This is a genomic window from Streptococcus parasanguinis (assembly GCF_009717775.1).
Classification (GTDB): Bacteria; Bacillota; Bacilli; order Lactobacillales; family Streptococcaceae; genus Streptococcus; species Streptococcus parasanguinis_AG.
Genome location: NZ_WMZF01000001.1, coordinates 100,880 through 114,897 on the forward strand (window position 1 = coordinate 100,880; position 14,018 = coordinate 114,897).

Consider the following 14,018-nt stretch of genomic DNA (forward strand, 5'->3'; position numbering starts at 1 on the left):
TATGACAAAAATGCTAAAAGGAATTGCAGCATCTGACGGTGTTGCCGTTGCTAAGGCATATTTGCTCATTCAACCAGACTTATCATTTGAGACTGTTTCAGTCGAAGATACAAGTGCAGAAGAAGCTCGTTTGGATGCAGCTCTTGAAGCTTCACAAAACGAGCTTTCTCTTATTCGGGAGAATGCAGTAGCAAGCCTTGGTGAAGAAGCAGCGCAAGTTTTTGATGCGCATATGATGGTTCTCGCTGACCCTGAAATGATTGGTCAGATCAAAGAAACGATTCGTACGAAAAAAATCAATGCAGAGGCTGGCTTGAAAGAAGTCACTGACATGTTCATTGCAATCTTTGAAGGAATGGAAGACAATCCTTACATGCAAGAACGTGCAGCAGACATTCGCGACGTTACCAAACGTGTCCTTGCCAACTTGCTTGGTAAGAAATTGCCAAACCCTGCTTCTATCAATGAAGAAGCAATCGTGGTTGCGCATGACTTGACTCCATCTGATACAGCACAGTTGAACAAAAAGTATGTAAAAGCTTTTGTCACGAATATCGGTGGACGTACAAGTCACTCAGCTATCATGGCTCGTACACTTGAAATCGCAGCTGTTCTTGGTACAAATAACATTACAGAACTTGTCAAAGATGGCGATGTTTTGGCTGTTTCAGGGATCACTGGTGAAGTTGTGATCAACCCTACTGAAGAACAAATCGCAGAGTTCAAAGCAGCTGGTGAAGCTTATGCTAAACAAAAAGCTGAATGGGCTCTCCTTAAAGATGCGAAAACAGTGACTGCTGATGGAAAACACTTCGAGTTGGCTGCTAACATCGGTACACCTAAAGATGTTGAAGGTGTGAACGATAACGGTGCAGAAGCTGTTGGTCTCTATCGTACAGAATTCTTGTACATGGATTCTCAAGACTTCCCAACTGAAGATGACCAATATGAAGCTTACAAAGCAGTTCTTGAAGGTATGAACGGTAAACCTGTTGTCGTTCGTACAATGGATATCGGTGGGGATAAAGAACTCCCTTACTTTGATCTTCCTAAAGAAATGAACCCATTCTTAGGTTTCCGTGCTTTGCGTATCTCTATCTCTGAGACAGGTAACCAAATGTTCCGTACCCAATTGCGTGCATTGCTTCGTGCATCTGTTCACGGTAAATTGCGGATCATGTTCCCAATGGTTGCTTTGTTGACAGAGTTCCGTACAGCTAAAGGTATTCTTGAAGAAGAAAAGGCTAAATTGCTTGCGGAAGGTGTTGCTGTGGCAGATGATATCCAAGTAGGTATCATGATTGAAATCCCAGCTGCTGCGATGCTTGCGGACCAATTTGCTAAAGAAGTTGATTTCTTCTCAATCGGTACAAATGACTTGATCCAATACACAATGGCTGCTGACCGTATGAACGAACAAGTTTCATACCTTTACCAGCCATATAACCCATCTATCCTTCGTTTGATCAACAACGTGATCAAAGCGGCTCACGCTGAAGGCAAATGGGCTGGTATGTGTGGTGAAATGGCCGGTGACCAAACTGCCGTTCCACTTCTTGTCGGAATGGGCTTGGATGAGTTCTCTATGTCAGCGACATCTGTCCTTCGTACACGTAGCTTGATGAAGAAACTCGACACAGCTAAAATGCAAGAATACGCTAACCGTGCTCTGACTGAATGTTCAACAATGGAAGAAGTTCTTGAACTTTCAAAAGAATACGTGAACGTAGACTAAGAGTCGATCAAGACTAAGACAAATTTGTCTTAGTCTTTTTTTACATTGTACATAAAAATGTTCATTTTATTCGTAATAAACTAGTTAGTAATAAAAATAGTGATTTAAATGTTCGGTTTTTTGTTTAATTTTCCTCGTATATATAGTATAATCGTAAGTAAGATTAGGAGGAAAGCGAAGGAATGAAGTAAAAGGTTCGGAAGAGAAAATGAAAGAACTTTTCCTGATAAATTTACATGATTTTCCTGGAATCAACTTGAAAATTAAGTGATTTTATAGTAAAATAAAAACAACTAGAAAACGCTTTCAAAAAAATAAAGAGGTGAGTATATGGATAGAAGCACAGACTTATGGACATTTGGAAGAGGGGATAATTTCCATCTTCAAGAGTACTTAGGAGCTCACAAGGAAACAAGGGGAGAACAAGAAGGCTTTACCTTCCGTGTTTGGGCTCCCAATGCTCAGGCGGTGGATCTGATTGGTGATTTCACTGATTGGGAAGCTCGTAAAATTCCAATGGTTCGTAATGAAGGAGGCGTCTGGGAAGTCTTCTGTTCCGATGCAAAAGAGGGAGATATATACAAGTATTTGGTGACTCGACAAAATGGTCATCAGGTGCAAAAAATCGATCCTCTAGCGTTATGGATGGAAAAGAGACCCAATACAGGATCTATTATTAAGACCATTCCAGAGAAAAACTGGAAAGATGGTCTCTGGAGAGCACGCCGTAAAAAACTTGGTTTTAAGGAACGACCTGTTAATATTTACGAGGTTCATGCAGGATCTTGGAAACGAAATGAGGATCACAGTTCCTACACCTTCAAACAACTAAAAGATGAACTCATTCCGTATCTGGTAGAGATGAACTACACCCACGTGGAATTTATGCCAGTGATGGCCCATCCATTGGGCTTGAGTTGGGGCTATCAGCTCATGGGATATTTTGCACTCGAGCAGACTTATGGTAGCCCAGAAGAGTTTCAAGACTTCGTGGAAGAATGCCACCTCAACAATATCGGAGTGATCGTGGATTGGGTACCAGGACATTTCATTATCAATGATGATGCCTTGGCTTATTATGATGGAACACCAACCTTTGAATACCAGGATGAACATCGTGCCCATAACTACGGATGGGGAGCCTTGAACTTCGATTTAGGGAAGAATCAAGTCCAGTCATTCTTGATTTCTAGTTTGAAGTTTTGGATTGATACCTATCATTTAGATGGGATTCGGGTCGATGCTGTGAGCAATATGCTCTATCTTGACTACGATAGTGGTCCATGGACACCAAATATTGATGGTGGAAACCTCAACTACGAAGGCGTTCATTTCCTTAGACGGTTGAATGCGATTATCAAGAACGAACACCCAGATGTCATGATGATTGCAGAAGAAAGTTCTGCTGGTCAAAAGATCACGGGTCCTGAAGAAGAAGGTGGACTTGGCTTTGACTATAAATGGAATATGGGGTGGATGAATGATATCCTTCGATTCTACGAAGAAGATCCCATCTACCGGAAATTTGACTTTAACCTGGTAACCTTTAGTTTCATGTATGCATTTTCTGAAAACTTCTTACTACCATTTTCACATGATGAAGTGGTGCATGGTAAGAAGAGTTTGATGCATAAGATGTGGGGAGATCGTTACAATCAATTTGCTGGACTCCGTAACCTCTTGACCTATCAGATTTGCCATCCAGGTAAGAAATTACTCTTTATGGGTTCAGAATTTGGTCAATTTTTGGAATGGAAGTCAGAAGAGCAACTGGAATGGGGCAATCTAGAGGATGAAATGAATGCTAAGATGCGTCGTTTCACTTCTCAGCTCAATCATTTCTACAAAGAACACAAGGAATTGTGGGAGATTGATGATAGCTTTGATGGCTTAGAGATTATTGATGCAGATAACCGGGATCAGAGCGTCTTGTCTATGATCCGGAAAAATCGTAAAGGCGATCTTTTGGTTTGCGTCTTCAATATGGCACCAGTAGAACGCAAGGACTTTACGATTGGTGTGCCTGTATCAGCGGTCTATGAAGAAATTTGGAATACAGAATTAGAAGAATGGGGAGGTGTCTGGAAAGAGCACAATCCGACAGTTCAGTCTCAAGATGGACTGTGGAAGGATTATGAACAAACTTTGACCTTTACTTTGCCGGCTTTAGGGGCTAGCATTTGGAAGGTGAAACGGAAGGTTCGCAAAACGAAATCTAAAACATCAGATAAAAAATGATGATCGGTTGACTCTAAGGGAGTCCAAGCTTTAAAAAGAGGAAGTAGTCAATGAAGAATGAAATGCTCGCTTTAATTCTTGCCGGTGGGCAAGGAACACGTCTTGGAAAATTAACCAAAAACATCGCGAAACCTGCGGTTCAATTTGGTGGGCGCTATCGGATTATCGATTTTGCTCTCTCAAACTGTGCCAACTCAGGAATTCACAATGTTGGTGTGATTACACAGTATCAACCCCTTGCACTTAACAGCCATATTGGAAATGGTTCCAGTTGGGGCTTGGATGGAATCAATACAGGTGTGTCTATTCTCCAACCTTATTCAGCTAGTGAAGGAAATCGTTGGTTTGAAGGAACTAGCCATGCCATCCTCCAAAACATCGACTATATCGACAGCATCAATCCGGAATATGTCTTGATATTATCTGGGGACCACATCTATAAGATGGATTACGATGATATGCTTCAAGCGCACAAGGATAATAATGCAAGCTTAACTGTTGCCGTCCTAGATGTACCTTTGAAGGAAGCAAGCCGTTTTGGAATCATGAATACAGATGCCAATAATCGGATTGTCGAATTTGAAGAAAAACCAGCTGAACCAAAATCTACCAAGGCTTCCATGGGGATTTACATCTTTGACTGGGCTCGTCTCCGCAATATGTTGGTTGCTGCTGAAAAGAGTGATATCGATATGTCAGACTTCGGTAAAAATGTCATTCCAACGTATCTAGAATCAGGCGAAAGTGTTTATGCTTATGAATTCAATGGTTATTGGAAAGACGTTGGTACGATTGAGTCTCTTTGGGAAGCCAATATGGAATATATCGATCCAAATAATGCCTTGGATAGTCGCGATCGTCACTGGAAAATCTATTCACGCAACCTCATTTCTCCACCGAACTTCTTTGGGGAACATGGCCACGTCGAAGATTCTCTTGTCGTCGACGGTTGTTCGGTAGACGGTACAGTCAAACACTCCATCTTATCAACAGAAGCTCAAGTTCGTGAAGGAGCAGTTGTCGAAGATGCTGTCGTGATGAGCAATGCCATTATCGGTAAAGGAGCTGTCGTGAAACGCGCGATTATCGGGGAAGGTGCAGTCATTGCAGAAGGTGTCGTGATTGATGGAACAGAGGAAGTACAAGTTGTCGGTTACAATGAAAAAGTGGGGGTAGCAACAGATGAAGATTGATAAATATTCAGCCATTTTAGGAAATACAGTTGGGTATCATGATATGTCCACTTTGACCAGCCATCGTCCGGTAGCATCTCTACCATTTGATGGGAAATACCGCTTGATTGACTTCCCGTTGTCTAGTCTTGCGAATGCTGGTATTCGTAGTGTTTTTGGGATTTTCCAACAAGAAAATATTAGTTCGGTCTTTGACCATATTCGTTCAGGTCGTGAGTGGGGCTTGTCTACTTTATTGAGCCACTATTACCTCGGAATCTATAACACTCCTGTTGAAAATACAAATGTAGGGCCAGAATACTACCAACAATTATTGACCTATTTGAAACGGTCTGGTTCCAACCAAACAGTTGCTTTGAACTGTGATGTCTTGATGAATATTGACCTCAATCAAGTTTTCCACTTGCATAATAGCGTTGACCGTCCGATTACAGTGGTTTATAAGAAGTTGCATCTTCAAAATATCTCTGAAGTCAATGCTATCTTGGAAATTGATGAAACAGACCATGTTACAGAGCAAAGACTTTTCGATGGCAAGGATCCTGACGAAGTCTACAACATGTCGACAGATGTCTTTATTGTGGATACTCCTTGGTTGATTGAAAAAATTGAAGAAGAAGCCAAGAAAGAATACCCACAAAAATTGCGCTATATCTTGCGTGATTTGGCGGTGGAATACAATGCTTTTGCTTTTGAATATACAGGTTACCTAGCCAATATTCATTCAGTTGAATCCTACTACCATGCAAACTTGGATATGTTGGAAAACCAAAAATTCATGAAGCTCTTTTCACCAAACCAAAAGGTGTATACGAAAGTGAAGAATGAAGAACCAACGTATTATTCCAAGACTTCACATATTAAAACGTCTCAATTTGCTTCGGGTAGTATTGTAGAAGGAACCGTTGAACGCTCCGTTGTTTCACGGCGGGTACACCTTCATGAAGGTTCAGAAGTCCGCAGTAGTCTTCTCTTCCCTGGTGTTGTGATTCATGAAAATGCAATCGTCGAATATGCCATCCTGGATAAGGGTGTCGAAGTGGCTGCTGGTGTGACGATTCGTGGGACAGAAGAAGCACCTGTCGTGGTTAAAAAAGGAACGATTGTTACAGAGGATATTGTCTAATGAAACTATTATTTGTTGCAGCTGAAGGTGCACCATTTTCTAAAACAGGCGGATTGGGAGACGTTATTGGCGCTCTTCCTAAATCCTTAGCGAAAAGTGGTCATGATGTGCGCGTGATCCTCCCTTACTATGATATGGTAGAGACTAAGTTTGGAGATCAAATCGAAGATGTTTTGCATTTTGAGACCAAGGTTGGCTGGAGAAGTCAATATGTTGGTGTGAAACGTATTGTGCGTGATGGAGTCACCTTTTACTTTATTGATAACCAACATTATTTCTTTAGAGGTCATGTCTATGGTGACTTTGATGATGGAGAACGCTTCGCCTTCTTCCAGCTCGCGGCTTTAGAAACGATGGAACGGGTTGACTTCATTCCAGATGTTCTTCATGCCCATGATTACCATACGGCGATGATTCCTTTCTTGCTGAAGGAAAAATACCGTTGGATTCAAGCTTATCATGAAATTAAAACAGTATTGACTATCCATAATTTGGAATTCCAAGGTCAGTTCGACCCAGGAATGTTGTGGGACCTATTCGGAGTTGGATTTGAACGCTATGCAGATGGAACGCTTCGGTGGAATGATTGTCTGAACTGGATGAAAGCCGGCATTCTATATGCTGACCGTGTAACAACGGTTTCTCCTAGCTATGCGCATGAGATTATGACTGCTGAATATGGTTGTGGCTTGGATCAGATCCTTCGGATGGAGTCTGGCAAGGTGACCGGAATTGTTAACGGGATTGATGCAGATCTGTATAATCCTGAAACGGATCCACTCTTGACGTATCACTTCAGTCTCTCAGATCTTTCAGGTAAAGCAGCTAGCAAACGAGCTCTTCAAGAACGTGTTGGTCTACCTGTTCGCGATGATGTTCCTTTGTTTGGGATCGTCTCTCGTTTGACACGTCAAAAAGGTTTTGATGTGGTGGTAGAAGAGTTGCATCAACTCTTGCAAAAGGATATTCAGATTGTTTTGCTGGGGACAGGAGACCCTGGATTTGAAAATGCCTTTGCTTGGTTTGGTCAAGCCTACCCAGATAAACTTTCAGCGAATATCACATTTGATGTCCAATTGGCCCAAGAAATCTATGCAGCGTCGGATGTCTTCTTGATGCCAAGCCGCTTTGAACCATGTGGCCTTTCTCAAATGATGGCCATGCGTTATGGAACCCTTCCTCTGGTGCATGAAGTCGGCGGACTTCGAGATACGGTCCAACCGTATAATGCTGTTGATGGAAGTGGAACAGGCTTTAGTTTCAATAATTTGTCTGGCTATTGGTTTAACTGGGCAGTTGATGAAGCCTTGGCTGTCTACTACAATGACAAACAGGCTTGGTATGGTCTCCAAGAGCAAGCTATGACGCGTGACTTCTCATGGGATACGGCTAGTCAACGATACAATGATTTGTACCAATCCTTATAAATAGATCTATGATACAAACGCCTTTCGAGGCGTTTTTTTGTGTTGCTTTCTTCCTATAAAGAAAACGGTTTATATTTTTGAGTTTTAGAGCTTGCTAAAATAGAAGAAAAAAGATAAGATAGGTAAAGGTAAAAAATCCCGGGAAGGTTCTTATTTCTGGAAAGGATCCCATCCTCTCTAAAAATAATCAGGTCCCTGCTCGAGGGTTAAATATTACTATATAGGAATTTTAGGATGAAAAAAGCGAAACAAACGTTTGAAAAAATGACCAAATATTCGATTCGGAAATTATCTGTCGGTGTTGGTCCGGTGGCCATTGGAGCCTTTTTATTAGGAGGAAGCCTGTTAGGGGGTCGTCCTGTCCAAGCAGATCAGGTGACCCTACCTGCTCATGTGCACTTAGGATATGTGACAGAAGAAGAGCTGACTGCTGAAGAAAAAGCACAGGTGATTCATGCAATCCCTGAAGCATATCAAAATGAAGATACTTTCTATCTCGTCTATAAGAAGAAGGAAGCAACTCAGTCGGTTCTTCCTCAAACAGGAAGTCAGGAAATCGCCCTTTTTGGGCTAAGTCTAGCCACTGCTTCCTTTGCGGTCCTCTTACTCTCTAAAAAGCACCGGAAGAAGATCATGGGCGTCCTTTTGATTGGAGCCATGGGACAAAGTCTTCTACTTCCAGTTGAAGTCGCAGCCCTACAAAATCAAGTCTTGCGCGCCTATAATCAGGATCTTGCGATCGCATCGAGCAAAGATCTTGCAAATGGCGTGATTCAAATTGACGGCTATGACTATATTGGTTATCTGCGCTACCCGTCAGTCCAAAAGACGAGCTTACGAGAGCCAAAGGCTATGCAGGAAACGAAACCTTCTGTAAAAGGAACGATCAAAACAAGTACAGGGATTCCACAAGTGGAACCACAAGCGCGTGTGACCCCAGAAGTCGCTCCAGCCTTTCCTCAAGTTGAAAAACCAAGCCTGGAAGTCTATACTGAGCCTGTGCCATTTGAAACTGTCAACCAAGTTGATCCTACATTACCTAAAGGGCAAACCAAGGTGCTGACTGCTGGTCAAAATGGGGAGCGGACCCTATTGACAGAAGTGAGTGTGGTAGATGGACAAGAAGTTCGCAGAGTCGTTGAAAGCAAGGTCACTAAAGAACCAGTTTCACAAATTCTTGCTGTTGGGACAAAAGAAGATGCCCAACCAACCCCTCAACCCAGCCCTTCTCCAGTTGTAACGGCTAAGGGGACACAAGAAGAAGGCCATGTTGGCGAAGCTCCTGTTCAACCAGAGAACCCAGCCTATACAGGTGTGGTGGAAGATAAAGGAACACAGGAAGAAGGCCATATCGGCGAAGCTCCTGTTCAACCAGAGAACCCAGCCTATACAGGTGTGGTGGAAGCCAAAGGGACACAAGAAGAAGGCCATATCGGCGAAGCTCCTGTTCAACCAGAGAACCCAGCCTATACAGGTGTGGTGGAAGCTAAAGGGACACAAGAAGAAGGCCATGTTGGCGAAGCCCCCGTTCAACCGGAGAATCCAACCTATCAAGTTACGGAAGGGACGGTAACCGAGACAGAAACGGTAATCCTTCCATATGAAACAGAGTATGTAACGGACGCCAATCGTTACACCGATGAAGAAAGCCTCCTTCAAAAAGGAGAGGCTGGTAGCCAGGAGATTCGTCGTGTTTATAAGACGGTCAATGGTGAGAAGATTGGAGAGCCTCTCAGTACGACCACTGAAACGGTCAAAGCTCCTGTGACAGAAAAAATTAGTCGTGGGACTAAGGCGATTGAAGGCCAAAAAGAGGAAGTTGCTTTTGAAGAAATTCCATTTAAGACGGTAACCGAACAAGATGCCACCTTGCTAAAAGGAACTGAAAGGGTTTCTCAAGCCGGTAAAAATGGGAAGAAGAAAATCACCAAGGTCTACAAGACCATTAAAGGTGTCAAAACAACGGATGCTCCTACAATTTCCGAAGAAGTGGTAGAACAAGCGCAAGATCAGATCATTCAACAAGGGACAAAGGAATTAGACAAGCCAACCTTGACCTTGACCAATCTTGATCAGGAAGTGTTGAAGCGCAGTGCTAAAGCTACCTATCGTTTGGACAAACCAGACGGTGTGACCATCAAGTCCATCCAGGCTGTATTGAAGAAGGGTGATCAAGTGGTGAAAACCCTGACCCTTTCAGAGACAGACTTGGCAGCTGCTTTAGCGGACTTGGACTACTACAAGGATTATACGCTCGCAACGACCATGGTGTATGACCGTGGAAATGGGGATGAAGAAGAAGTTCTCAAGGAAGAACCACTGAGAATTGATCTTAAAAAAGTTGAAATCAAAAACATCAAGGAAACCAGTCTGATTAGCGTGGATGACCAAGGTCTTGAGACCGATAGCAGCCTCTTGTCTGAAACACCGTCTGATGTGAAGCCATACTACTTAAAAGTTACCACCCATGATAATAAGGTCACGAAACTAGCCGTTGATAAAATCGAAGAAGTGACGGTAGATGGCGCGACCCTCTACAAAGTAACAGCCAAAGCTCCAGATTTGGTCCAACGGACTGGGGACAACCAGTTCAATGAGAACTATGTCCACTATATTGCGAAACCAAAAGCTCATGAAGGTGATGTCTACTACAATTTCAACGAACTTGTAAAAGCCATGCAAGCCAATCCGACTGGAACCTTTAAACTGGGTAGCAATATGAATGCGGCTAATGTCCAGCCAGCAGGAAAATCTTATGTAACCAATGCCTTCAAGGGAATTTTGGAAAGTACGGATGGAAATACATTTGCCATCCATAACATTACAAGACCATTATTTGGGAACATCGAAGGTGGCTCGGTTAAGAATCTCTTGCTTGAAAATGTCAATATTGACCTACCTGGGACAGATCGAGTAGCCCCAATCTCAGGTGTCATCAAAAACAATGCAACTGTTGAGAACGTTAAAGTAATAGGAAGTGTTGTCGGGAACAATGACGTAGCAGGAATTGTCAATAAAATTGATGGTAGCGGGAAGGTCAGCAACGTTGCCTTTATCGGGAAACTGCACGCTACTGGTAACAAAGGTGGCTATCTAGCGGGTGTTGTTGGCGAGAACTGGAAAGGTATCGTAGAAAAAGCTTACGTTGATGCTGAAATCACTGGGAACAAAGCCAAAGCTGCAGGTCTCGTTTATTCCTCTCAAAATGGTGGAAATAACCACACAGTAGGTAAAGAAGGGGTTCTCAGAAATTCAGTTGCTAAAGGATCAATTGAACTGAAAGAAGCGGTTCAATCGGGTGGATTACTAGGGACCAACTGGGCCTTGGGGACTATTGAAGACAACATCACCATGATGAAAGTCAAAACTGGTGAGATGGTCTTTGGTCACTCAGATATTGACGCAGATGATTATTTCACCTATTCAAGAACCAAGCGCAATTACAGTGTGGAAGGCGTGAGTGAAGGGAAGAAAACCTTTAACAACTCCCGTAAAATCCCTAGCATCTCGCTGGCAGAAGCTGAGCAGAAGATTGAAGCAATGGGAATCACTGCTGATAAATTCACCAGCAGGAAACCAATTGAAGATACGCTCAATCACCTTGTTAGCAAAGACGATCAATACAAGGCTATCACTGCTTACGATGCGACTCGTGAGCTAGCTTACCGCAATATTGCTAAATTGCAACCATTCTACAACAAAGAATGGATTGTCGACCAAGGGAATAAATTGGCTGCAACGAGTCCTCTCTTGACCAAGGAAGTCTTGTCTGTGACTGCTATGAAGGGCAATGATTTTGTTACTGAACTAGCTGATGCTGATCACATCCTGATCCATTATGCCGATAAGACAAAAGATATCTTTAGCATTTCACCGAAAGAGTCTAAAGTCAAACAAGTCAAAGAGTACAGTGTGGCGGAGCTCGGTGAAGTGGTCTATACGCCAAATATGGTGGACAAAGACCGGAGCGATCTCATTGGTGCCATCGTAGGGAAATTAAGCCCTGTCGAATTGCAATCAGATCCAATCTACACTCACTTAGGTCGAACAGGACCTAACAAAGTCAATGCCATCAAGAACCTTTACCTCGAAGAAAGCTTCCAAGAAGTCAAGGACAATCTGACTCACTTTGTCAAACAACTGGTTGAAAACCAAGATCATCAATTAAATACAGATGAAGCTGCCAAACGTGCGCTCATTAAGAAGATTGATGATAATAAGGCTGCTGTTCTTTTGGGTCTTTCTTACCTCAACCGTTATTACGGGGTGAAATTCGATAATGTCAATCTCAAGCAACTCATGTTGTTCAAGCCAGACTTCTATGGGAAGAATGTTGATGTCTTAGACCGCTTGATTGAAATCGGCTCAAAAGAAGACTACATCAAAGGGACTCGTACCCACGATGCTTTCCGTGAAGTCGTGGCTAAATCGACTCTTTCTGGCAACCTCAATGACTTCTTGAAGTACAATATGGAGCTCTTTACAAAAGAGACAGACTTGAACGATTGGTTCATCAAAGCAACCAAAGACAATGTCTATATTGTGGAGCGTGAGACGACCAATCCAGCATTCGCGTCTGCTAAACACAGAGCCTATGAGGGCTTAAACAATGATGTTCACGGTAAAATGATCTTGCCACTCTTGAACTTAAAAGATGCTCATATGTTCTTGATTTCAACTTACAACACTATGGCCTATAGTTCCTTCGAGAAATATGGCAAGAACACGGAAGCGGAACGAACGGCCTTCAAAGAGGAAATTGACAAGGTAGCGAAAGGCCAACAGAATTACCTAGATTTCTGGTCACGTCTAGCAACGGATAAGGTTCGCAATCAGCTCTTGAAGAGCAACAATATGGTGCCGACCCCTGTCCTTGATAACCAAAACTACAAGGGCATTAGTACAGACCGTTATGGACATACCAACAGTGGCAAGGATGTGGCTCCAATCCGTGAATTGTATGGTCCAACCGATCGTTACCATGCGACAGATTGGCGGATGGGAGCAGTGGCGCGAATTTACGGAAATCCATATAAAGATGACTCTGTCTTCTTCATGGTGACCGATATGATCAGTGACTTTGGGGTCTCTGCCTTTACCCACGAAACAACGCACGTCAATGACCGTATGGTTTACTTAGGTGGTTGGAGACACCGCGAAGGAACTGATATTGAAGCCTTTGCCCAAGGAATGTTGCAAACACCATCCGTATCCAATCCAAACGGGGAATACAAGGCCTTAGGTCTCAACATGGCCTATGAGCGTCCTAACGATGGAAACCAATGGTACAATACCAATCCAAATGATTTGAAGTCACGTGACGAAATTGATCGGTATATGAAAGGCTATAATGACACTCTCATGCTTCTGGATTACCTAGAAGGAGAAGCCGTCCTCAATAAAGGCAGTCAAGACTTGAACAATGCATGGTTCAAGAAGGTTGATAAACAATACCGAGGGGCTAATACCAAGAATCAATTTGATAAGGTGCGTCCTTTGAGTGATGAGGAAAAAGCCATCACCTTACATTCAGTAGATGATCTCATCACCAACAACTTCATGACCAATCGTGGTCCTGGAAATGGTGTCTATAATCCATTAGACTTTGGCTCAGCCTATGTGACGGTGCCGATGATGACAGGGATCTATGGTGGAAACACCAGTGAAGGGGCTCCTGGAGCCATGTCCTTCAAACACAATACCTTTAGACTCTGGGGCTACTATGGTTATGAAAAAGGCTTCTTAGGCTATGCTTCAAACAAGTATAAACAAGAATCCAAACAAGCAGGTCATGCGACTTTAGGGGATGATTACATCATTCAAAAGATTTCTGATGGAACATTCAGTACCCTTGAAGACTGGAAGAAAGCCTACTTCAACGAAGTGGTGACCAGTGCTAAAAATGGACTTCAGGCTATTGAAGTTGATGGGACTACTTATAGCACTTATGATGACTTAAAACAAGCCTTTGCAACTGCGGTTGAAAAAGATCAGGCCAGTTTGAAGAATGGTTCTGTCAAATTTGACAATACCCTTGCCTTGAAAGAAAAAATCTTTAAGAAATTACTGCAACAAACAGACAGTTTCAAAACGTCTATCTTTAAATAATCGAATTCTCTCATCTGCTGAGCAGGTGAGAGTTTTTTAGAAGGAAAAATGAATAGAGGTGGACAAAGCGTCTAAAAATTAAAAGAAATCAATCGTAGATAGGAAAAATTATCATATTAAAAAAATAACGTAATTTCACTAAAACGCTTACTTTTATAGGAAATATTTGACTATTATATCTTTTAGGAGTA

The 14,018-nt window shown here is 42.6% G+C and carries 6 protein-coding genes; all 6 read left to right on the plus strand.

What is annotated here, in order from left to right:
* Window position 1: 1 nt before the first annotated feature.
* Entirely contained in the window at window positions 2-1,735 is a 1,734-nt protein-coding gene (ptsP, locus tag GMC92_RS00475; RefSeq protein ID WP_003006414.1) for a phosphoenolpyruvate--protein phosphotransferase, read from the plus strand.
* 330 nt (window positions 1,736-2,065) lie between these two features.
* A complete protein-coding gene (glgB, locus tag GMC92_RS00480; RefSeq protein ID WP_031573435.1) occupies window positions 2,066-3,973 on the plus strand; it encodes a 1,4-alpha-glucan branching protein GlgB in 1,908 nt (635 codons plus the stop codon).
* Window positions 3,974-4,023: 50 nt separating this feature from the next.
* Window positions 4,024-5,166 (plus strand): glucose-1-phosphate adenylyltransferase, encoded by a 1,143-nt coding sequence (locus GMC92_RS00485; RefSeq protein WP_014713084.1) that lies wholly within the window; start codon window positions 4,024-4,026, stop codon window positions 5,164-5,166.
* The gene (glgD, locus tag GMC92_RS00490) at window positions 5,156-6,292 is read left to right on the plus strand and encodes a glucose-1-phosphate adenylyltransferase subunit GlgD (RefSeq protein WP_031573430.1); all 1,137 of its coding nucleotides are present in this window, start codon (window positions 5,156-5,158) and stop codon (window positions 6,290-6,292) included. The genes GMC92_RS00485 and glgD overlap by 11 nt, the downstream gene beginning before the upstream one ends.
* Window positions 6,292-7,719, plus strand: a complete 1,428-nt coding sequence (gene glgA, locus GMC92_RS00495) for a glycogen synthase GlgA (protein WP_070589437.1) — start codon at window positions 6,292-6,294, stop codon at window positions 7,717-7,719. The genes glgD and glgA overlap by 1 nt, the downstream gene beginning before the upstream one ends.
* A 234-nt stretch (window positions 7,720-7,953) precedes the next feature.
* Window positions 7,954-13,827 carry a ZmpA/ZmpB/ZmpC family metallo-endopeptidase gene (locus GMC92_RS00500; RefSeq protein WP_155199439.1) on the plus strand — a complete coding sequence of 1,958 codons (5,874 nt, stop codon included), beginning with the start codon at window positions 7,954-7,956 and terminating at the stop codon, window positions 13,825-13,827.
* Window positions 13,828-14,018: the final 191 nt, after the last annotated feature.

What these genes read in the sequence shown, in the direction of transcription:
- ptsP (WP_003006414.1), top strand. Translation starts at nt 2, where the DNA reads ATGACAAAAATGCTAAAAGGAATTGCAGCATCTGACGGTGTTGCCGTT.
- glgB (WP_031573435.1), top strand. Translation starts at nt 2,066, where the DNA reads ATGGATAGAAGCACAGACTTATGGACATTTGGAAGAGGGGATAATTTC.
- GMC92_RS00485 (WP_014713084.1), top strand. Translation starts at nt 4,024, where the DNA reads ATGAAGAATGAAATGCTCGCTTTAATTCTTGCCGGTGGGCAAGGAACA.
- glgD (WP_031573430.1), top strand. Translation starts at nt 5,156, where the DNA reads ATGAAGATTGATAAATATTCAGCCATTTTAGGAAATACAGTTGGGTAT.
- glgA (WP_070589437.1), top strand. Translation starts at nt 6,292, where the DNA reads ATGAAACTATTATTTGTTGCAGCTGAAGGTGCACCATTTTCTAAAACA.
- GMC92_RS00500 (WP_155199439.1), top strand. Translation starts at nt 7,954, where the DNA reads ATGAAAAAAGCGAAACAAACGTTTGAAAAAATGACCAAATATTCGATT.